This is a genomic window from Marinomonas spartinae (assembly GCF_900089775.1).
GTDB classification, from domain to species: domain Bacteria; phylum Pseudomonadota; class Gammaproteobacteria; order Pseudomonadales; family Marinomonadaceae; genus Marinomonas; species Marinomonas spartinae.
In genome coordinates this window covers 564,409-587,473 of record NZ_FLOB01000002.1, presented here as the reverse complement: position 1 = coordinate 587,473, position 23,065 = coordinate 564,409, and the positions used below count along the sequence as shown (strand labels likewise).

The following is a 23,065-nucleotide window of genomic DNA, read 5'->3' as shown; positions in this document are numbered from 1 at the left end:
ATAATAAAAACTGCGCTAACCCTACCATAAAAAGGCTATATCAAGAACGTTAACGCCCAATTTCAAATTCGTTTATACCTGCCTCAATCCAAAGGCATTAGTCAGATAATGGAGTTGTTTTTTCCAATATCAAGCATGCGACCAAAGTTCTTCAGGCAGCCCAGAATTTCGCTCAATACGTGTCTGAGCCGCCGCCATCACTAGGCTAGCAGCGCCCCACAAGGAAAACTCTTGTCGCGCCCGAGTGATACCAGTGTAAATTAATTCTCGTGTTAAAACGGGAGAAGGTGTCATGGGCAACAGAAGGGAGACTCGTTCAAATTCAGACCCTTGGGATTTATGAACCGTCATGGCAAACACCACCTCAAATTCACTCAAACGACTCGGCAGCAACCCTGTAAAGGAGCCGTCCGATTGCATAAACCAGACCCTTAATCGCTGGGACTCATCCGGCATACACAAGCCGATGTCCCCATTAAACAATCCTAACCCCGCATCGTTACGCGTGATCATCACCGCTTTTCCCGGGTACCAAACATGGGGATCTGGGACCCGACCTCGTTGATAGAAATAGTGCTCAATGTGCTTATTCACCAGCTCCACACCAAACTCCCCTTGGCGTACGGCAGTGAGTACCTGATAAGAGGAAAACACCTTATACAAGCTCGCGATGTCCTGCTTTTGTCGTACCGCCTCCCAGTAGGCATCATAGCCTTTCGCTAAGGCGGCGATATTCGGCTTGGTTTGTCCTTCTTCTGGCACATGCCAATGCACATCGTGATAATTGGCCTGCAAGCACGACAACACCCCTTTGACATCCCCCGAGTTCATCGACTTCGCCAACTTGCCAATACCGCTATTCGCATCGAATCGGTAGCTTTTTCGCAACAAGGTCAATGCCCGACTGATGGGTGGTGCGGCGGGGTTTGCAAACTGACTGACATTCTCTGCGGTGAGTTGTGTCAAACGTGCCGCCCAATCTGGCTGAAAATAAGCGGTCTCGATTCCCAGGGAGACATCCCCCAAAACGCTCCCCGCTTCGACCGATGCCAACTGATCTTTATCACCTAGTAAAATTAATCTAGCATGGGGTGGCATGGCATCGATCAATTTTGCCATCATAGGCAAATCCACCATAGAAACTTCGTCCACCAGCAATACATCCAAATGCAGAGGGTTCTCTTTATGGTGCTTAAAGCGACTGCGGCCAAAATCACTGCCTAACAAGCGGTGCAAGGTACTGGCTTGCTCAGGAATCGCCTGTTTTATCTCATGGCTTAATGGCAAGTCCGCCTTAGCGTTAGAGATGGACTCCGTCAAGCGTGCTGCGGCTTTCCCCGTGGGCGCAGCCAATTCAATCCGTAACGGCTTACCTTGCGCCGCCGACTGAGCCACCAACAGGGCCAATAATTTCGTGACCGTAGTTGTTTTCCCCGTCCCTGGTCCACCACTGATCACAGAAAAGGGCAAACTGGCGGCGTTCGCAACAGCAACCTTTTGCCAATTCACCTCAGCGCTTTTCTCGGGAAACAATTGCTCAATCAGCGTGGCATCGGGCTCAAACGGCTCCGCATTGGACTGTCGTTGTAAATACACTAACACCTGCTGTTCATACTGAAAGTAACGGTACAAGTACAAACGAGTACCCGCCAGCACCATGGGGCATTCGGCCCCCTCAGGCACAGAACCGTCGGTTGATGTCGCGATTAACGCGCTCGACGATAAGGCCTGACACCAAGACGTGAGTGACAGCACATTACATTGCGCCAATTCAGTCTGTAGCTGTCCTGCGGTGATGCCCTCTGGTGGTTTTTTCCAAATCTTCGCCAGATCAATACAGATATGTCCTGCCCCTAAAAACGCACTGCATAAAGCGCCAGCAAGCAGTAACGGATAGTGATCTTCCCCCGCATGTCGTGCCAGCTGTTCTATCCATTGACGATCGATGGGGCGCAAGACGCCACGCTCTTGCCACAGAGCCAAACCAACCTTTTGTGGCACATCTTGCTCAGCACTTGTCGTCTCATCCAATGACGCCAATAGGTCTAACTGGTTAAAAAAGTCCAAGCTGCCCCTCCTCTTTTGTCGCCGGTTTACTGAATAACACATCCAGTTCGTCAACATGCTCTCGCGTTAATCGCGTTGTAAAAATGCCGGTATTCGAGCCAGGCGTCATGCCTCGTAAAAACAGATAAACCACCCCACCAATGTGAGTGTCATAATCGTAATTGGGCAGACGCTGTTTCAGTAAACGATGCAAAGCCAAGGTATAAAGCTGATACTGTAAATCGTAACGATGCTCGGCAATGGCATGCTCCAAGGCACCTGCGTCGTAATCGGTGAAGGCATCACCAAGATGATTCGATTTATAGTCCAGCACGTAGTAACGCCCCTGCCATTCGAATAACAGGTCAATAAAACCTTTTAACATGCCTTTTAGAGGGCGATCCTGAATGCTCGGTGCCGACTGAGAAACCCGATCATAACGTCGCGCAATCCGATCCAATTGCAAAGCATTCATACCGCTGACGGGCATAAAAAATTCCATCTCTTTACGACACTGTTTTGGCGTTAAGTGGCCAAGGCTCACGCCTGACATTAGCTCAGTGTTAACCATGTCAGATAACCAGTCCATCAACACCGCTTGCCATTCTCCGAAACCTTGCCGCTGAAAATAGTCCGCCATCAAACCTTGGTGGGTCACTTTCAGCAGGTCTTTAAAACTTGGGGCGGAGATCACCTCATGAAGGGCTTTGCCTTCTAACGTATCGTGTAAAAAAGTTCCTGGTTGGGCACCACGGGGAAAACTAAAGCGGTTTTGCACAGGTTCAACTGGCTCATCGGCAATGAGTAAATCCTCTTCAAATACATCGCTTAAGCGAGCCATTTCATCCAAACCGGGTAGGCTTTCATCGTGCTGCTCTTTTGCCTCCACCACCAAGGAAGAGTAACTGCCCACCCACCAATCACGCTCAATGCGACCACGAAACTCACGGGCATGGGGGCCACTAACCTCCGCTTGAAGCATTTCAAAGCGCGGCAATTCCGGCGCGTCATCCGGTAAAGTCACTAGGGCCATTTGCGCTTGATCTGTTTGGCTCCCTTGATCTTCTTGGGATTCTTGAGAGAAGCTTGTGCATAAGCGCTCTAGGGTCAATCGCAAATCCCCCGCCGCCAACGGCTCCCCCTCACACAGTAAGGCTCCGACACCGCTCAAATGCACATCGCAAATTGCTTCTCGCTTTTGAGTCGCGCCCTTACCGACCTCCATTGCCCCAATAAAACACGCTTCTTTAGATCGCGTAAGCGCCACATAGGCCAAACGAATCTCAGCCGCATACAACTCGTCTTTATGACGCTCGCTTTCCTCTTCATCAGGATCAATGGAAATCCACAATTGTTGCTGATCATCGTGGTAGAGCGCTGACTTGCCTCTGTCTTGAAATGGCGTTAATGCAAAAGGCAAATAGACAATCGGATATTCCAAGCCCTTACTCTTATGAATGGTGACAATACGCACCAGCTCCGCATCGGTTTCAAGGCGAATTTTCTGCTCATCGCTGTCCCCGTTCGGGTTTTGAATCGACAGACGCAAATAACGCAGTACCCCTTCTTTGGAATCCAGTTCGAGGGATTTTTGTTGCAGTTTTTCCGTCAGATGCAAAAAGTCCGTTAAACGTCGCTCGCCTCCCACTTGCTCCAGCATGGTCGGCGCGAGATCCACGTCTTGCATAAACTCTCGCAACATCGGCAGCAACCCTTGCTTATCCCAAATCTCTAAATACGCTTGAAAAGATTGCACCCACTTTTCGTACACCACATCGTCGTGATTCAGAGTATCCAACGCCTCTAAACTCCAACGAACCAGGCCCGTCGCCAAAGCCGAGCGCATTTTTATTTCTTGTCCATTGGAAAGTATCGCCGTTAGCACGATCAATAGCTCCCGCGCTTCCACGGTATCAAACACCGAGCCTTTATCACTTAGATAAACACTAGGGATACCCCGACGGCGCAACGCTTCTTTCAAGGCATTGGCTTGATTAAAATTCGTCACCAAAAGCGCCACATCTTTTGGTCGTAGCCCTTGGTCACCAATCCGTGTTTGCTGACTTTGCCCTTCAAGCAACAACCCATGCAAATGGGCCGCGCAGGATTCCGCCATAATGGTACGATATTGCGCGCTGGATACTGGTTCATCACTTGGTTGATATAAAAATTGCAACGCCGCTTGAGATTGGCCTTGTCGAATAAAGGTTCCCTTAATGCCCCGATCCTGAACTTGCACAAACGGAATGCCGTTTACCCGAAACGGCTCGTCTTGTGTGGAAAACAAGGCATTCACCGCTTGAATCATCGCCGCCGACGAGCGGTAATTGGTCGCCAAAGAATACACATTATCGACCCTTCTTTTGGCCGACAAATAGGTATAGATATCCGCTCCCCGAAACGCATAAATGGCCTGTTTTGGATCACCAATCATAATCAAGCCAAGTCGGTTATCCTCTGGCGAAGCATCTTTATAAACACTTGAGAAAATCCGATATTGCACGGCGTCGGTATCTTGAAACTCATCAATCAGAGCAATCGGATACAAATGGCGAATTCGCTCGGCCAGCTTGCCCGTAGTATCTTGCGCTAATGCCACATCCAACGAGGTCAGTAAGTCAGTAAACGTCAGCGATTGGGTTGTGCGCTTCCATTGCTGCATGCGCTCTTTGGTTTTCTCCCACAACTGAGCGAGCAACACGGCTTTCAGCCGCCCAGACTCTGGGAAGATTTCTCGCAACCGCGCAACATCGCTGAAAAAAGCATGGGCTGGCAATGAACCATTTTTACTTAACCGCGTCGCGTGTTCATGGGTATCAAATTTTTCTAGACATTTATCCAACTCAAAACGGGATGAATGAGCCCATTGCGTCATGGCCTGAATGTCTTTAGAAGGGTCTTTGCGCCAAAACGTCCGTTTAATACCACTGTTTTCAAGTGCATTAATAATATCTTGGGACTGTTCGCGCCACATTCCCCGTACTCTTTCGATGGCCTCTTGGGCCGCCACTAAAGCCCCTTGCCAATCGTAATCAGGGGACACCAACTTGGCGTCAGGCTGGTTCTGCAATAGTGATAAATCTTTTTGTAACGCATCCGGCGATGACCAAATGGGCTTAATTAACGCCGCCTTATCATCGTCCAGTGGGTAAAATTCACTGCGCCATACATCTTTGACCGCCATAGAAAGGGGCGCTTGCTCGTCTGTTTCGATGGTTTGCTGAAACAACATGCGACTTTCAAAAGCATTCTGGCTCAACATACGCTGACAAAAGCCATGAATGGTAAAGACCGCCGCCTCATCCATTTGTTTTTCAGCATAGAGCAGCTTTTCGATGGCATCGGCTTGCAACGTAGGGCTCATTTGCTCGATCCAGTCTTTTAAAAAACCATCGTTTGTCTCGTTTTGCATCAGAGCCTTACGGGCCGTTCGAATCCGCCCACGAATACGCGCTTTTAACTCGGCGGTGGCCGCTTCGGTAAAGGTCACCACCAGAATTTGATCCACCGTCAGAGGCTTAACTAAGTCCCCTTCCAGCCCGGTGGGCACCAACAAGCGTAAGTACAAATTGGCAATGGTGTAGGTTTTCCCCGTCCCTGCGCTGGCCTCGATCAAACGCTTGCCATACAAAGGAAAGGTCAACGCATCTAGCGCTTGTACAGACGGCATATCGCTCATTCCAGCCCCTCCAAATGACGGTGCATGGGTAACCAGACCTGTTCGCACAAATGCGTAAAGCGTTCTTTTTGATCCAGCAAAGAAGGGAAATAACGCTGCCAATAGGCATCTTCAACTTCACTCTTGGTAAACGCACTGCTGCTTTCTTGATAAAGCTTCACCGCTTGCTCCCAGGCGACTTGTTCGTCCTCCGCCGTTTTCGGGGCACAGTAACTTTTGCACCAAGAATCCGCTGTTTTGGCAGGCAAAGGTATGGGCTCACATAAACCTAACTGCAATAGTTCCAATAGTGTATTCAGATGCGCTGTCGCTTCAGCGGGAGACAGCATCATAAAGCCATATTGCGTCATTTTGCCCGTTTTAGATAAGTTAATCAGATGATGCTGTTTTGGTGTGCTCTGTGCGCACAAAGCCAGATGCTCGATCCACGTTTGCATTTTCTGATTGGCGGTTAGATCACCAATTCGATAAGACAAACGTGTTGTTGGTGTCGCCAATTTCAGCCAACCTTGTAGCTCAAACGATCCCGTGCGCAAATTCACCTCAAGCGGTGCACAGTCTTCTAACGAGTAACCTCGTAATACATCAGCCAATTGCTGGCACTGTTGGCGATAATGGGCCAAAGACAAGCGTCCAAACGCCCCATAAGGCAATACACCCGTTAACGGTAAGCGTTTAAAAAAGATTTCTTCGTCACCGTTGAGCATCGCTTCTAACATCTCGGATTGCAGCAAATACCCCGACAATCCTTCTAATGCAAAAGGCTCGTCTTCAAATTCCTCTTCCTCTTTGAGAGTTAAAAAGGCTTTGAGTCGTCTCTGGGTAAAATATCGAGCAGGATTAGCAATAAAACGTGACAACTCCTCCAATGGTAACTCAAGACGAGGTTGCTCCTGTGCGGCCAAAGGCGCTAAGGACAAAGGCTGACTCTCTTGGGCTCGATGCAACAACGCGGGCAGCCACTGTTCATTAAAGCTATAAAATCGTGAGTGCTGGCTTCCATCATGGTAATAAAGAGCGTTAAACGGCTGCAACGGATGTTCAGTCACGAGCTTTTCTAAAAAGGCCGTTTGTGCCTCATCGGGGGGCAATAATTCATCCCCAGTAAACACGCAACTTTGTGTCATATATTCCAATAATTCACTCACGAGAATAGAAGGATTTTTCTCGCTGTTGTCACGAATGCTTCTCCCAACATAACTTAGATAAAAGCATTCACGGGCCGACATGAGCGCCTCAAGAAACAGATATTTGTCGTCCTCACGACGACTTCGATCACCACTGCGATAATCTCCTACCATCAAATCAAACCCCATAGGCGCCACACTGCGGGGGTAATCCCCCTCGTTCAAGCCTAATACACAAATGACTTTAAATGGCACAGAACGCATGGGCATCAAGGTACAAAAATTCACCCGCCCCGCCAAAAAGCGTTGCCCACCTTGTGCTTCTTGCAACATGGGGGACAAGACCTGACGGACCACTTGTTGCTCTAATCGCTCGGTAAAATAGGCATGCTGCCACTGCAATGTCAGTGTATCTAACTGTTTACTAAGCAAAGTAGGAAACGCATCATCCTCTTCCACCAAGAAGAAGCGTTCGCACAAGTGATATAAGGTCTCTATCCATTCTTTGGGGGTGAGTGAGTCCATTAATCGACTTTGTGCTTCATTAATGGCCGCTAAAAACTCCGCCAACTTACCCGCAACAGACGCTTCTAATCCTTCAATATCGCCATAGCTTAAGGTATTTTCCCAGATATGATCGTGTCCCATGGCGTAGCCGAGTAGCATCCGCCGCACCCCATTCAGCCAAGTGTGGGACTCCTGACGAGGCAAATCATGACGCTCTGCTGTATGCTTATCCAAGCCCCAGCGAATGCCCACTTCTGTTGCCCATTGGCGTATACGCTCCAGCTCATGGGCTTCTAATTCAAACCGTGCCAGAAGCGCTGGTACTTCTAACACACTGATTAATTCGGAAAGCGTAAAGCGACTTTCGCCTAATCCAAGCAAATACAAATAGGCATCAACAATGGGGTTTTCCATGCCGCCCGCCTGGTCAATCAAGGCGAAAGGAATATGCTGGGCATGGCCTTTTCTATGGCCACTCTTTTTTTCGCTACCAAAGACGGCCTTCACAAACGGACTATAGGTATTCACGTCAGGCAACATGACGATAATGTCTTTCGGCGTCAGCGTCGGATCGCTTTCAAACATATCCAATAGCTGATCATGCAGCACTTCTACTTCACGCAGCGGACTATGACAAACCTGAACTCGCACACTGTTATCGTCAGACGCAATCACATGGCGATAATCTGCGGTCGTTATGTCGTGCTGTCTCTCCTCCTTCGATCCATGGTTTTCTAGGGTCAACACATCTTGCTGTACCCATTGTAATAAGCCACTTGTTTCGGCAGATTCATCCGCTTGAGAGGGTTGATAATCTTCGAAGACTTCCACCTCACCATCGGCGATGTCTTGTAACTGAGCGATGTAATCACGACCAAGGCGCCCCCAACTGGCGAGCAGTGGATTGGCCTCCAAATGCAATGTATCGATACTCAACCCAGGCTTCAGGGTTTGGCGCTTAATCACCCGACCTATGTAATGTTTATCCACCACGTCGCCCCAGTAAAAACGACAAGGGTTTTGCAGAAAGAGATGAATATCGATCCAACCGGATGACGCGAGCACACGAAGCGACTCCAACGTATTCGGCGGCAACGAAGACACACCAAAGATAAAAATACGCGACGGCATGTCTTCTGGTCGTGGGCGAGAACTGGCCGCCTCCGCCAAAGCTTCAATCAAATTACCACGGTGATATAAGGACGTTCCGCGCTCCGCTACATCCGCCACCAGATCCCGCCATAAAATCGCTTGCCAAGGTTGCTGCTCAAAGATGGCTTTTAGCTTCGGATCTTGCGCTTCCCCGCCTTCCCAAGATTTGATCCAATCCGGACGATACACCAAATATTGGTCGTAAATATCCGCAATGCTACTACACAGCTGAAAACGACGTACTTGACTGTCGTCCTCTTCGAGATACCAACTAAGAGCCTGAAACTCCTCCTCAGCAAGGCGTCGATCTAACAAGCGCATCAAACGCCACACCAAAAAAGGCTTATTAAACTCACTCTGTTCGGGAATATCGGATAAGGTTTGCGCAAAACTTTGCCAAACAAAGGTAGAGGGTAAAGGAAAGGCAATGCCCGCCGCGATACTATGCTGCTCAGCTAAAAACATCTTCAACCACTGGGCCATGCCAGGGTTTTGCACAAGAATACGCTCATCCTCAAACGGATTGTCCGGGGGAGACAGCGCGAGAATCTTCGCCAGAAGCACCGCTAAATCTTCAAGACGGTTTCCGGTGTAAAGCTGGAACATGCACAAACCCTTTTTTCAGGAAATAACAGTCATTTAACACAAACAACGAAGCGAACAGTATAGAAAAAATCGCCCAACCTTGCGCGCTTTAAAGCAGAAAATCGCGAACACCAATTTTTGCAAAGTTTGACACAGGGGAAGGGATGTTGAAGGACGCTTCTTTGGGTAATGATACTCATAAGTAAAAACGAAAAATGGAGTGGTAAGTTAAGCTGCTAGGGCTGCTCAGGATTGGTGTTTGTCAGCCTGAGCAGCTTGGAGTGTCGTCTTTTGGCTATAAGCGGACGTTAAGTCACTTAACACATTTAGGGGGAGCCCCATATATTTTCACATGTAAGCAAACGAGTAGTTTTATCTAGCTCTACTGAAATACTTTGGAAAATTGGAGATGCAATCGTTTACAACTTGCTGATGGGTATCCAATATCCCAAAGTCAAATACATCAAAATCGACACCCGCATCATGAAGAGCAATAGCAAGCTTTTTACAGACCTCTCTATCCACGTAGCCGCGAGAGTAAAGCCACATTTCAAGGCTATTTGACAATCCAAGTTTTAGGCGCGTTTGCAAGCTCCTAAGAAGCCCCAATACATCGTCGCCCAATCCTTTACCCTCAGCCACATCAGCTATTGCCCCGACATACAACATAGAATCAAAAGAGAGTGCACCGTCAGCCAAGTCTACTATGTGGTCCATTTTAAGAGCTCTTTGCTGCGACCCTGCTTGATAATAAGCGCCTGATTGAACCAAGTAACCATGCAGATCAGCGTAGCTAGTTCCTGAAATCCATAATTTTGCAAATTCTAATATTACGTCTTCAGGCTTTATTTTGAGAAACACCTTGTTGTTATTGAGCTGAGATAGCAAAGGCCAGCAAATCAAAAGAAGTTCATCTGAGCTTTGAGCTTGTTCTATTTCACCCCAATTTTCATCAAGCCAATTTTCGATTAAGAATAGATTTCTCAACCCCAGCAATGATTTTCCGAAGAATGGTCTTTTCTCTTCAGGCACGGAAAGAACTCTACCTGAGATAAGTGAAAATGCCTTCCGTAGCTGTTGTTTCTGATCTTCGTCTGACAAAAAGTAAGCCAATGTTCCTTGAGCCAACTCATCAAAGAACGTTCGAGGTGCATCTGGATTGTCTTTTAAATAGGATAAAAAGTAACTCTCGATTGTTTCAATCAAAGTTTCTTTAAAATCTATTTCAGCTTGCAGCTTGTTAATATGATCGAGCTGTTTACGCATACCTTTCGTGTGTTGCATTTCCTCATCTATGCAGATTTTTCTATAATTATGAGAATCTACGATGAATTCGAAAACATCAAAATTTAATGATCTGAAATCAATAGGCGAGAATAAGCTCAACAAACTACTAGCGCAGTCCTCTGCATTAGTAAAATCAAGCAAATGCATTGCTCTTTGCCATCGCCAACTTTCACGAAAATTACCGCGCTTATCAAAGACATCCGTATCCGCAAAAATGACACTCCCTTCGGTATGGTATCCAGCTCTGCCTGCTCGCCCGATGAGATTGTGGAAATCACGTGTGGTGATTTCTTGTCCGGCTTGAAATGTGCTTGAAACAACTAAGTACCTAATTGGAAGATTCACCCCCTGGGCAAGAGTGGAGGTACACACTACCAACACTGACTTATTGGATTCCATTGCCCACTCTACAGAAACACGGATGCCATTCGGAATGTTGGAACTATGCGGCAATATTCCAAGTGAAATCGAGCGAGTAAATATAAACTCATTTCCAAAATGCAAACTGGAAAGGTTCGCAATTTTGTCCAATTCGCTCTGATCACTAGAAGTGCTCGGCGGTGGTAAAACAAGGCCTCTATCGTAGTAATCAACTAAAAGATCACATATTGACGTAACTGTGCTCTTTGCTCCGCAAAAAATGGCTACTGGGCCTTGGTGACATAACTTAACACCTAAATATGCGGCAACACTTGGATTATTGTTCTTAATAGGAAATACACGTTCTTTTTTCTCCCCCTTTTTTTTGCCAAGATTTATTTGCTCAATCACCCTAGGAACGAAAAAATCTCTATCAGCCTCACGATCTTGATCGACATATTGGAGTTGACCCATTGCAGTTTGCCAACTTGCGAAGGCTGTACTTCTTACTGTTGGTAAACACCCAGCTCCTTGAATCTCAATACCAGCCTCTCCATTAAGCCATTCACCAATAGAATTTGCGTTAGCCATTACAGCAGAGATCAAAACCTTCTGAACATCAGCCCCTACGCGGGATTTGAGGTAGGCCATCAATAGCTCATAGGTAACACCTCTCCTTCCAGTGTCAAACTGATGCCCTTCATCAAAAATAAGCAAGCCAATTGAGTCAGCTAAAGCAGGTTCATGCCTCAGAAGATAAACAAGTTTCTCTGGTGTGGTGACAACTATGGACTTGGTAGCTGTTCCATCCTGATCAGTTTGTCCGGTTAAAAATCTTATAAGCTCGTCATCACTATCGGAAATATCCAGAACATCTTGCAATTCGTTGATATTTACATCTTCACTTTCGAACGCCTGTTCAAATGTAGTGGTAATCTCCCTGCATAAGGCTCTGAATGGCGCTACAATTACGGCAACGTCAGAGCGCCCTGACAAAAACGAGCTTCGAATTATTAATTCTGTCGATTTTGTCTTTCCCGCGCTCGTGGGCATTTGCACAACAGCAGATAAACCAGACAAAACTCCTTGCTCGCCCAGCAACCTCTGAGCAGGCCAAAACTCTTGAACAAATTTCGGCTTAGTAATTACATTTATCCATTGTTCTATCGGGATTTGTGTATATTTCGGCAAACAGTTTATTGAAGAGTTTTCGATTTTTCTTAGCAGGATAGAAGAAATAATATCGACAAACAAAAGCTCTCTATCAGAACCTTTTTCGTAAACCTCATGCCTTAAAACCTGTATTGCCTGCTTAAAGTTATCGGCATTATCGCTTAAACTGAAAAATCTTCGAGTGGCGTAGCCGACATTATCTATAGCTTGAGTTAAATAGGTTTTTTCTACGCGATACCAATCTTCATCGAAGTCAGACTTTAATATCCATATCAAAACACCCTCAAGATTAGTGTCAGTGAGTAAGTCTGTATTATAGGGTAAGCTTTTGGCTAAAACGATGGAGCTGCCAGGCATGTTCGCTAGATAGTAGGCCGCCGAGCCTATAACCTTTAGATAAATAGTCATCTCATCAGCCAGATGAGACTGAATCAAAGCATCAAAATATTGCCCAACGGATATAAGCTCAGACTTTAAATCTTCATATTCATCAGCCTCTTCAACCTGTTGTTCTTCACGGGCTTCGATAGCAGACAGGTCGCCCAATATGCCAATAGTCGTAACCAATAGCTTACGTGGATCGACAGGCAGCGCTATATGGGATGCTTCATCAATAGCAAACTCATACATCTTTGCTTTCGATTTCGTAATTGCCAGCATTTTCTTTGAGGGCGCTTCAAGCTTCATTAGCAGCCCTCTCGTATAGGCTGTGTACTAAAGACATCAATACAGGGCCTCTTATCACAATCATTTCTAACTGCGTTCGAGATGAATGTTCCTGAGTAGAAGCTTCAGCCAAAGTTTCCACACAACATGAGCTGTCAGTAAGAACCGCTGCCGCTCCAAATTTCGTTTTATATGGGTGGTCAACATTTTGTTGGAATCTTGAGACAATACCCATTCCGGCAAAATCTTTCTGATCGTATAACCTTTGCTTTGCCCCGTTTAACGATTCCGCAAGTCTAGCCTCATCCTTTGAGCTGTCGTCAATTGCTGTTTGCAAAGTATTTCTGGCATTGTTCTCAGAAAGGCGCGCTTTTACCTCATAAATTATTAATTCGTCTTTGCTGGAGGGCTTTTTATTCTTTTGCTTAAAACCTAGAACATCTGAGCCCTTGGAAGACTCATTGCAAATTATCTTCCGGTCGTAGCGGGTTCTTGGAACATAGTAATCGTGAAGAAAAGCCAAATAATCAGCGACCAATATTTCTGCAAAATCTCCTGCACGGATACTCGGCCCCGGGCGTTCAGTTTTATGAGGGAACTTTATTTTCAACAGGTAGTCTGCCTTTGTCATTCTTTCAGGCTTGAGTATTTCAATTGCATCATCAGCGCAATAATGATTTCTGAAATGCCTTGCCCAGTGAGACATTGTCTCTTCATTAGCCACATTATAAGCGAACTCAAATACAGGGACGTTCTCACCTGTTGAAATAGCGATTACTTCACCAGTATCGTGAAGCCAAGTTAGATGTTCACTTGTCCAAGGCATGCTGTAAAATCATCTCTTCAATTTATTGTTCTGTTTTCAAGCAACCATTGATACTGCCTGCGAGCTGCTGATATAAGGTCAGAAAACTTCATTATTGATACATTTGGCTCTCTTCGATCCTGGGCGGGAAGGTTATTCCCCAATTCCCCACCAATGATAATGACATTAATTTGCTGATCAATCCCATTTTTTTGAAAGTCATTCCGGTAGCCCGTCGCTTGTTGGTAGTCTTCGAAGACTAAATTATGGCTTGGTCTCTTAAATTCAATGAGAAGTCGTTCACCATTCAAATTTTCTGAAAGGAAAAGATCTGGCCTTTTATCCGCCCTATCTCCTTTATATTTATGCCCCAAATATTCTTCAATTTGCCGCTTTAGAGTTATATTAGAACTAAACAAACTATACTCGACACCAAACAGCCATAAGTTTCCCTCGATTGACTTGTGAACATGCTTTTCAAGTGTTTCAGGTCTCAAGCAAATTTCTTCCAGATAATCTAGGAAACCAAGCCTATTATTAGCTTGCTCTGCCACCAATGCCATTTCGACTAGTCCAAACTCTTCTAGAGCCTCAGCAAACCGTGATATTTCAGAATGGCGAGCTGAGTTGATATGTTCTAATACTATTCGGTAATCATTGCGTTCCAAAGCATCTAAAAGAACATTTACCACGGGCTCAAGTTTATCTTCTGGTTCTTGATAAAAACGATCTAGAATCTTTTTTATTGCTTTATCGGCAAATTCACGTCTGTTTTCTGGTAGTTTTGAAATACGGTCTAATGCTTTTTTCCGTAGTCTAGCCTGTGCTAAATGCATTTCTTGGCCATAGACACTCTTGAGTTGCTCAAGAAGGATAGGTTTAACTTTTTCTGCAAGCGTTTCCTCCGTAATACTCCCTTCTATCAGTGCTCCCCAGTCTGCAGTAACATCATTAGAACAGTCTGTTAGTTCAATCTCACCAAAGCATTTTTCTAATAATTTTCTTGGAATATCATCTGACTGATCTAGCCCGAAAAAACTAGGCTCACCCACAACCTTTCCATCGATACGAATTGAAATCCCAGGTTTTCGCAACTTACGTTTTTGATTACTAATTGTGCAGCGTAATGTTGCACTCCCAGAGAGCAAAGTTATATTTTTTTCTTTGTACTCACCCTGCAAGTCATCAATATCTAATGGCTTGTCATTTATAATTATCTTAAAGTCATTTTCTCGTCCATATTCGGCGATCAATAGCTGTTTTAATTTATGTTCTGTAGGAAATCTTATGTGTTGATGGAGATGAGATAACGTAATACGAGTACCGGAATGTTCAGCACTATCCGATTCTTTAATGTTCAAGGGCATATCAGGTAGCCCATCATAATTTGCCAGTAGAGCCTTATCAAACTCAAATGTTGAATATCTGTTGCGAGCCCACGTTTCTAGCTTCATTGACGACGTAATCATCAAGCCCGCAAATTTGCCGATACCTTTTCGCCCTTTAACTCTTCTGTGTAGGTTAGGAGAATAATGACCACTTCGATCTCGTCGGTTTCTAGCTATATTAAGGTATTCACTTTGCAACTCATAAATAGTCATACCTGAGCCATTGTCATGAACTACAATCGGTGTACTAGATAATGGGACAGGTAACTCAATGGTAACTTCAGTAGCCTCAGCATCCCATGCGTTGTCAACTAATTCCTTCAAAGCTTTCTCGGGAGATCGGTAATTCTCACTTAACAAAAGAGCTAATCGTGTATCGACCTTGAAAGAATGTTGTGCCATTAATAATCATCCTTAATACTGTTTGTGGTTCAAAATTATTAATTACTTAGAGCAGCCAATTTGTGAAGTTTTAATTAACTCAAAAGCAACTTTAACGTCCACTTTGTGTCGTAAGCTGTTGTTTCAGCATAGTATAGTTACAAATCTCCCGCACCACTTATGGCACAGTTTTTTTGCTCTTACAACGCTAGGGGTAGATATAGGTCACGATTTTCGTCTGGAAGTATGTAAAGTTAGTTGTAGAATTTGGGCTTCGGTGGCGTAGCCGAAGGCTTGCATGATAATGGTGCAGAGGCTTGTTTTTTTATGGGAATGGTCGCCTAGCTTAATATATGCTGTTGAATATCCATGGACTTATGCAGGATGCGGATAATGAAAATATCCTTTTCACGCTTTCTGTAAAAGATGATGTGGTGCTCATGCTCAAAACGGCGATACCCTGTTTTGATGTCATCGCAGGTACGTCCAAGGCTTGAACTGTCTGCCAATAAGATCACGGCGCGTTCAAGCACTGTGTCGTAAATATCGGCCTGCTTTTGACCCCACGTCTGGGCGGTGTAGAGGTAAATATCAATCAGGTCTTGTGCGGCAAGCTTTGAGTAGGTGTAGGCTTTATTGACCATTCAGCTTAGCTTTCGCTTGGGCGATGATTTGGGCGTGAGTCAGAGTGCTTTCTCCGCTTTCTTCTCCAGCCTGTAAAGCTTGGCGCAAGTTTTCCAGTTTGGCTTGATATTCGGCCTCTTGCTCTTCCAACAAGCGCAACCCTGCACGTACAGCCTCGCTGGCGTTACGGTAGCGGCCTGTTTCTTTCAGATTTGCAATGAAGCTGGTGAAATGCTCACCTAAATCAATACTGGTCGTCGGCATAATACCCCCCTCTATTTTCCCTTTAAAACTACTAATATTTGGTAACTCTGTCAATTTGATGGTTATTAAATAAACAGCACCTGACAACAAAAAACATAGCTGACTTGAAAGAAGAATGAAGTATAAAGGATTGGTGGAGCTAAGCGGGATCGAACCGCTGACCTCTTGCATGCCATGCAAGCGCTCTCCCAGCTGAGCTATAGCCCCGAATAAAATCGGATAAGGTATCCTGAGATGTTCTATGAAGATAAAGTTGGTGGAGATATGCGGGATCGAACCGCAGACCTCTTGCATGCCATGCAAGCGCTCTCCCAGCTGAGCTATACCCCCAAAAAACTGCGGAAGATTCTATTGATGACTTACCGCCCTGTCAATCATTTTAATACCTTCATAAACAAGATCTTGTCTTTTTTCCTCTTCGTGACCCCATAAAAGAATAAATCGTGCAACGACAGCCCTCTCGATTGCTGCATAGTATTTATCATGGTTTTATACTAATTGTGGATAAATCAACATCAGACATCAGTAAGGATGTATGTCTTAGGGCGACGCAGGATGCTAAAGCCAACTTTTCAGGTGGATAAAGGCATTTTGAGTCTATTGTAAACAAAGTGTTGGCCCGCACCGATTTCCTACTAATCAAATGGTGCAACAGCCTCTCTTCAAATGATGTAGTTTTAGAGAACCTATGAGCGAATTTTCAAGCACACTAGACGAGCTTATGATGGCCCAACAGCCTATTTTCAAAAGAAATAGAGAGATGTTTGGCTACGAGCTATTGTTTCGCGATGACACTCACACGACCCAAGCCAGCGATGGTCTACAGCCAACGGATGGTAACAGTGCCACCAGCCAAGTGTTGGTCAATTTATGCATCGGCATCAATCAGCTTGAAAGCCAGATTCGCATGCCTTTTTTTGTCAATATGACAACAGAGCTGATTCTATCAGACGCCTTCATTCCCATTGATCCCAACACGCTTTATATTGAAATTGTTGAGAATCAAGTGATCTCCGAGGACTTTATTGAGGCCGTCTCACGCTGGCGGCAGGCGGGTTATCGTTTCGCTCTGGATCATTATCAATTCAGTGAGGAATACGAAGCACTGCTTCCCTTTATCTCCGTCATTAAAATTGATGTGAAACTGACATCGCCTAATCTGTTTAGCGAGCAGATTAACCAACTCAAGGCAAGAGGGCTTATTTTATTGGCCGAAAAGATAGAAGACCAAAGTATGTTTGAGCTTTGCAAAGACATTGGCTTTGATCTCTTCCAAGGCTGTTTTTTGCAATCCCCTTCTCCTATCAAAGGCAAGAAGATCGATTCAACAACGCAAAGCGCTTTACGCCTAGTGACAGCGCTGCAAGATAAAGACATTAGCATCAATAAAGTAACCGAGTTGGTCGCCCAAAGTCCCAAATTGTCTTTTCAATTACTGCGTATTTTAAATAGCCCACTTTGCGGTATTAGCAAACGGGTTGAATCCATTAAGGATGCGGTGATTTTTCTTGGTTTAGTGCAAATCAAACGCTGGGCTTTGCTCATCACACTTGCTTCATCGTCATCAAGCTCAGAAGCATTAATGAAGATGCTATTAACACGGGGTCGTTGCTGTCAGATACTTGCTGAGCAAGATGAGAAAAACCTGAGCGATACGGCGTTTATCACCGGTACCATGTCTGGCATTGACGCACTATATGGCATAGAAAAACATTTAATTTTAGAGCAGGTATCACTTGGACAAGACATCATCGATGCGATTTTTGACTATAAAGGCAAGCTAGGTGAGTATCTAAAAATCACCTTGGGAATAGAAAATAATCAGGCATCTGTACCAGATACGGTCAGCAAAGAGAACAGAGCAAAATACAATCGAGCCTTTTTAGATGCGATGATTTGGTCAAACGATGTTCTAAGAGCAATTAGTTAAACTTTTTTCCATCTAAAGTGTTGACAGGGTTATAAAAAACCATAGAATACGCAACACCTTTTCAAGGCCAGTGTGGTGGAATTGGTAGACACGACGGATTCAAAATCCGTTGCCTTCGGGTGTGGCGGTTCGAGTCCGCCTACTGGTACCAACATAAAAAAAGCGCTTACTTCGGTAAGCGCTTTTTTTTCATTTCATGGTTCCAAAAGCTCACTCTTTAGCTCAATTTCAAAACGAGCAGCACGCTAAATAATAACACCCAGCCCTTCTTCTCCTAGATGCTCAATCACATAGTCGGGCAAGTCTGCACGATCCGGTATCGGTGTTGGATTACCATGATCATCAATGGCTACAAATTTAAACATACCTTCCGTGACCTTTTCACGGACCCCAATACGCGAACGACGTACCCAAGATTCCACATGGATATTCATGGAAGTTCGACCGACTGACTCGACTCGGGTATATACGCCAAGCACATCCCCTACTTTGACAGGACGAATAAAGCTCATCTGATCTAACGCTACCGTCACCACTCGCGCCTGAGCACGCTGGCCGGCACAGATACCTGCCGCGGTGTCCATTTGCGAAACAACCCAACCACCAAAAATATCACCTGCCGGGTTTGTGTCCCCAGGCATGGCTACCGTTCGCGTTGTTAAACGCCCTTTAGCTTTCTCTTCTTTTTCCGACATAACACCCTCTCGACAGGCCTATTTGATTTTCTTATAGGTTAACACAAGTGTACAAAAGCCTCAGACTATTTATCGAATACCCAAAGGAAATATAGCGACTAATCAAACACAATAAATGCCTAATTACCGAAAATAGCAACATCTCATCAATTGCTTTACTAATTACTACCAGAAGCCGAGCCACTGGTGGCTGGATGGTTAGTGGCTGTATCCTTCTTCACTGAATCACCCTTTACTGCCCCCTTTTCAACAGGAAAATAAATTGCCTGTCCGGTTAACGCCGCCTCAGGCAAAGCAAAGCCAGAGCCTATCCCTGTACCAAAACCACCACTGCCCACAGATAACCCTAAGCCAACGCCCGTCCCTCTGAAGGAGGATTGCGTAACGCTTGTGATGATCACGCCATTGGCACCTATTTTCGCAGCCTGCTCTTTTAATTCATTGATCGCTTTTTCTTTTCTTGAATCCGCTGAAAAGCCATTTTCACTGCTCGACCGCACCGTACCAAGCACCTCATAATCGAAACTGGGCTTTTCTTTAAACACGGTGACTTGATCTGCCTCGATAGCAGGACGCTTCTCCCCTGTCAGTTGATAAGAACCCGAAGCACAACCTTGCAACACGAAAGAAAAGACCACTATCCACAAGCATCTCATCCACATTATCATATCTAACGTCTCTCTTAATTATCCTGATGGTAACCAGTAAGTACAGCAGTACCCGGCTATGACTCTCTGAGTATAGTTTGACAAGATTATCGCTCAAGGATGCCAAACAACAAATAAAATTTACGAGTCATAGACACAAGAGAACACCACAAAAAAACCACCCGTACAGGTGGTTTTCATCAAGCTGTCGAAACACCGCCCTATAACGAACGCCTCATACTTTAAATTTTAATACCAGAGCGTTTAACTCGATTGCCAAGCGTGTTAACTCAGCCGCACTTGCACTCGTCTGGTTTGCACCCACGACGGTTTGTGCAGCCAAATCGCTAATCGCAGTGAGATTAGCGTCTATCTCTTTAGCCGCTTGCGACTGTTCCTCTGTGGCACTGGCAACTAAATGGCTACTGTCGGTAATCGACATAATATGGGCGGTAATCTGTTCCAATACTTCAACCGCTTCTGCCACGACAATCTGAGCCTGGTTACTTTTTTGCCCCGTGCTATCCATTGAAGCAACCGCCTCACTCGCCGACGTTTGCACTTGATGCACCATGGTTTCAATTTCCTGCGTCGACTCTTGAGTACGATGGGCAAGGTTTCTAACCTCATCCGCCACCACAGCGAAACCACGACCGGCTTCACCTGCACGTGCCGCTTCAATGGCCGCATTCAGCGCTAATAAATTGGTCTGTTCTGCAATCGCACGTATCACGTCTAAAATTTTGCTAATTGAAGCAATCTGTTCTGCCAATTGGTTAATCACTCGAGAACTGACCTGCATTTCGTCGTTCATCTCAAGAATGACCGACGTCGTCTGTGCCACACGCTCTTTCCCTTCTACGGCCAGTTTTGTTGATTCAGCCGATACTTCAGATGCCTTGTGCGCCGTTCTCGCCACATCGTCCACTGCCGCGCTCATTTCTGTGATAGCGGCAGCGGCCTGTTGGATCTCATTATTTTGCAACATCAAACTATTCGATGAGTTTTCTGTCACACTGTTCAACTCTTCCGCAGCTGAAGAAAGTTGTCCAGAAGAGTCACCGATATGCACAATAGCCTCTCGCAAACTCCCTTGCATCGCTTGTATCGCACTACTCAAGCGAGTCAATTCATCATTACCTTGCACTGTGACGAGCTGAGTTAAATCCCCCTCAGCAATACTTTCAGCAGAATCAACCACCTCTTGTAGCGGCTTATTGATACTCTTAGAGATCACCAAGGCAATAGCAACGGCAATGGCAGCAGCAGCGGCAATAATAGTCACAATCAAGATAAAGCTATCGTTATATTCTTTGACGGATTTAAGCCTAGCTTGATCTGCTCCTTTATGGCTGGCGGACACCAGTACTTTCAGTAATTGAACCATATCATCGGCAGAGTGGTTCATATTAGGCAATAAATCTCCAATGGCCTCTTTTTGATCTTTCATTGCCAGCACCACCACCTGATGTTGCGCTGTATAATAGTGATTTTGTTGCTCTTTAAATTGATCAAATAAACGTCTTTCGCGCTCTGAATGAAGTGTTTTCTCATAGTCCTCCTCAAAACCAGCGACACTTTCTTTTATCTTATTAATGCTCTCTAAGGTATTTTCTTTCTCCGTTTTATCCCCGTCACTTAATAGTCGAAAGGTAAATATCCTTACTCTCATCAATTCACTGTTTATATTCCCTAAGCTAATGATCGCTGGAACAACTTTCTCCTCTATTGTTTTTGAATTAGCACGCATCCCCTTCATAGAAGAAATTGCGATCAAACCTAAACACATTAGAAGAAGAATCATTAATAAAAAGGACATCATTAATCGCAATCTAATATTAAAATTTCTTAACATACCCATTCCTTTTAACTTATAGGGCTTTAAAAATTCATTAACGATAAATAACTATTTGATTTAAAAACACACAGAAAAATTAAAAGAAAATTTTCTTTTAACGAATAACAAGACAATATATAAAATAGCCTCTATGCAACCACTAACAGACTTTTTGACACAGCCATGTCTCTAACTTGCTCTTTGGTAATGGCGGGCAAAAGAAATACCCTTGTATCACCTCATATCCCATTTTCTTCAAGCAATCAAACTGTTCTTGGCTTTCAACTCCTTCAGCAATCGAGACAGCCCCTATTGCCTGACTGATGGCCAGGACGCTTTCCGTTAAATTTTTTGATGCTTTTTGGGGCAGCCCATTAACAAAAGCTCGATCCAACTTTAATTGTGAAACAGGCAATCGAAGCAGTCTTTTAAGATTAGAATAGCCCACACCAAAATCATCTATTGATATATCAATACCTATATCGTGAATGGCATTGACCATATCCGAAAAATAATCGATGGATCTTATTTTTTTATTTTCCGTCAATTCAATGACTAAACTACTAGGTAAAATAGCATTATCACTTAAAACAAAACGAATAATATTTTTTAGGTTAGGATAATCAAAACTAAAAGGGGAAAAATTGACTGCTACTCTAGGAATATTGATCTTTTGTTTTCGCCATTTTGCCAATTGCTGACAAGCATGACGCAGAACCCACAAATCTAATTCAGCGATAAATCCAAAATTTTCAGCAAGGGCAATAAAATCATCAGGTGCAACTTGACCAAATTCCTGACTATTCCACCTTGACAATACCTCAAGCCCATAGAGACTACCGTCCGATGCATTGATTTGCGGTTGGTAGTAGAGCTCTAATAAATCACGTTGCATATCTGCGCTTAAGGCTTTAGCCATTAAATAGTCTGAAGAAACCTTATCATCACCCAATTCGCCCGATCCCCTTCGAACTAACAGGCAGAAGTACGGCTGACCCAACAGGTGAAATGTCTCGACTGAGACACTCACTTGATAAGCCTCGCGACCACTAGACACCAGCATCAATTTGATTGTCTTTCCTGTGAAGCATTTGAACTCACTTAAGTGAAACACTCGCATGTCGAGTTCAAACCAGAAGTATTCCAGAAGTAAGGGCTTATCAATGGGTAAATGGGATAATAGAAACAGTTGTCTTGCTTTCTCATTACAAGAAACAATCAAATCATTACTATCCAACACAATTAAGCTATCATTCGACTCTTGAAGCTCTGGCGAATTAAGCTCAGCATTTAAATCATCCTTTTTCACAACCCAACCCTTCTATAGCATGCTTCAGAAGCCACAAGACACCACTGATCACTTGTCTTTAAGACATAAAGATTCACCAATATTGCCTAATAGGCAAATAGAGTCAAGCAAATTGCCCCATAGGTTTTGCCTTACAGGCAAAACAAAACGGATAATCTTGCCATGACGATTGGCCATGTTATAAAAATACTGCGAATTCAACGCAATATGACGCAAGAACAAGTTGCTCTGGAGGCTGATATGGCTACCAGCAATATTTCACGAATTGAAAAAGGGCAAAGGCAACCCTCGCAAAAAGCACTACTCAAACTCGCCAAAGCTCTAAACACCACACCATCTATGCTGTACGCCGCATGCGAACAACCAATAGACGACATTTTTTTCTTTTTGGAAACAGAAGAGAATGAGGAGAAGACGGCAAAAAACATCAACCAGTTACTGCTTAACAATGACGCTCAAACCGTCCTAAAATTGTTCAGCGAACTCACACCAAACAATAAGTTTTTACTACTGGAACAGCTAAAAACCCTACACAAGTGGCAAGGTAAAATGGATAAGTAGCGCACTTTTAGCAAAGACACTCACCTCAAAGACAGGGGCAAC

The 23,065-nt window shown here is 44.7% G+C and carries 14 protein-coding genes and 3 tRNA genes; 3 read left to right on the top strand and 14 right to left on the bottom strand.

The genetic code is table 11. The annotated features are described in order from the left end of the window. Window positions 1-129: 129 nt before the first annotated feature. The 10 genes from recD to MSP8886_RS06745 all read right to left on the bottom strand — a co-directional run bounded on the left by recD (window position 130) and on the right by MSP8886_RS06745 (window position 16,374). Window positions 130-2,067 carry an exodeoxyribonuclease V subunit alpha gene (recD, locus tag MSP8886_RS06790; RefSeq protein WP_083200848.1) on the bottom strand — a complete coding sequence of 646 codons (1,938 nt, stop codon included), beginning with the start codon at window positions 2,065-2,067 and terminating at the stop codon, window positions 130-132. Next, on the bottom strand, window positions 2,054-5,725 hold the full coding sequence (recB, locus tag MSP8886_RS06785; protein WP_067014006.1) for an exodeoxyribonuclease V subunit beta: 3,672 nt from the start codon (window positions 5,723-5,725) through the stop codon (window positions 2,054-2,056). The genes recD and recB overlap by 14 nt, the downstream gene beginning before the upstream one ends. Next, entirely contained in the window at window positions 5,722-9,117 is a 3,396-nt protein-coding gene (gene recC / locus MSP8886_RS06780; RefSeq protein WP_067014004.1) for an exodeoxyribonuclease V subunit gamma, read from the bottom strand. The genes recB and recC overlap by 4 nt, the downstream gene beginning before the upstream one ends. A gap of 351 nt (window positions 9,118-9,468) precedes the next feature. Further along, window positions 9,469-12,603, bottom strand: coding sequence for a DEAD/DEAH box helicase (locus MSP8886_RS06775; RefSeq protein ID WP_067014002.1), 3,135 nt, complete (start codon window positions 12,601-12,603; stop codon window positions 9,469-9,471). Then, complete coding sequence (locus MSP8886_RS06770; RefSeq protein ID WP_067014000.1) at window positions 12,593-13,408, bottom strand: Hachiman antiphage defense system protein HamA; 816 nt, start codon at window positions 13,406-13,408, stop codon at window positions 12,593-12,595. Before MSP8886_RS06770 ends, MSP8886_RS06775 begins: the two co-directional genes overlap by 11 nt. Before the next feature lie 17 nt (window positions 13,409-13,425). Beyond that, a complete protein-coding gene (locus tag MSP8886_RS06765; protein ID WP_067013998.1) occupies window positions 13,426-15,177 on the bottom strand; it encodes an ATP-binding protein in 1,752 nt (583 codons plus the stop codon). A gap of 320 nt (window positions 15,178-15,497) precedes the next feature. Beyond that, a complete protein-coding gene (locus tag MSP8886_RS06760) occupies window positions 15,498-15,800 on the bottom strand; it encodes a type II toxin-antitoxin system RelE/ParE family toxin (RefSeq protein ID WP_067013996.1) in 303 nt (100 codons plus the stop codon). Then, window positions 15,790-16,044: a type II toxin-antitoxin system ParD family antitoxin gene (locus tag MSP8886_RS22285; RefSeq protein WP_067013994.1), complete on the bottom strand. Its 255-nt coding sequence runs from the start codon at window positions 16,042-16,044 to the stop codon at window positions 15,790-15,792. The genes MSP8886_RS06760 and MSP8886_RS22285 overlap by 11 nt, the downstream gene beginning before the upstream one ends. 131 nt (window positions 16,045-16,175) lie before the next feature. Next, a tRNA-Ala gene (locus MSP8886_RS06750) sits at window positions 16,176-16,251 on the bottom strand. 47 nt (window positions 16,252-16,298) lie between these two features. Beyond that, window positions 16,299-16,374, bottom strand: a tRNA-Ala gene (locus MSP8886_RS06745). A 358-nt stretch (window positions 16,375-16,732) separates the two neighbouring features. Between MSP8886_RS06745 and MSP8886_RS06740 the strand changes: the two genes are divergently transcribed. Together MSP8886_RS06740 and MSP8886_RS06735 are read left to right on the top strand one after the other, a co-directional pair. Then, on the top strand, window positions 16,733-17,974 hold the full coding sequence (locus MSP8886_RS06740; RefSeq protein ID WP_067013992.1) for an EAL and HDOD domain-containing protein: 1,242 nt from the start codon (window positions 16,733-16,735) through the stop codon (window positions 17,972-17,974). Between the two features lie 66 nt (window positions 17,975-18,040). Further along, window positions 18,041-18,125, top strand: a tRNA-Leu gene (locus MSP8886_RS06735). A 94-nt stretch (window positions 18,126-18,219) separates the two neighbouring features. On the opposite strand, the gene MSP8886_RS06730 is transcribed toward MSP8886_RS06735, so the two are convergent. The 4 genes from MSP8886_RS06730 to MSP8886_RS06715 all read right to left on the bottom strand — a co-directional run bounded on the left by MSP8886_RS06730 (window position 18,220) and on the right by MSP8886_RS06715 (window position 22,462). Next, a complete protein-coding gene (locus MSP8886_RS06730) occupies window positions 18,220-18,669 on the bottom strand; it encodes an acyl-CoA thioesterase (protein WP_067013990.1) in 450 nt (149 codons plus the stop codon). A 158-nt stretch (window positions 18,670-18,827) separates the two neighbouring features. Then, the gene (locus MSP8886_RS06725; RefSeq protein WP_175365273.1) at window positions 18,828-19,307 is read right to left on the bottom strand and encodes a DUF4156 domain-containing protein; all 480 of its coding nucleotides are present in this window, start codon (window positions 19,305-19,307) and stop codon (window positions 18,828-18,830) included. Between the two features lie 244 nt (window positions 19,308-19,551). Further along, window positions 19,552-21,171, bottom strand: coding sequence for a methyl-accepting chemotaxis protein (locus MSP8886_RS06720; RefSeq protein WP_067013986.1), 1,620 nt, complete (start codon window positions 21,169-21,171; stop codon window positions 19,552-19,554). 142 nt (window positions 21,172-21,313) lie between these two features. After that, the gene (locus MSP8886_RS06715; protein WP_067013984.1) at window positions 21,314-22,462 is read right to left on the bottom strand and encodes an EAL domain-containing protein; all 1,149 of its coding nucleotides are present in this window, start codon (window positions 22,460-22,462) and stop codon (window positions 21,314-21,316) included. A gap of 162 nt (window positions 22,463-22,624) precedes the next feature. Between MSP8886_RS06715 and MSP8886_RS06710 the strand changes: the two genes are divergently transcribed. After that, a complete protein-coding gene (locus tag MSP8886_RS06710; RefSeq protein ID WP_067013982.1) occupies window positions 22,625-23,023 on the top strand; it encodes a helix-turn-helix domain-containing protein in 399 nt (132 codons plus the stop codon). The last annotated feature ends 42 nt before the right edge of the window (window positions 23,024-23,065 follow it).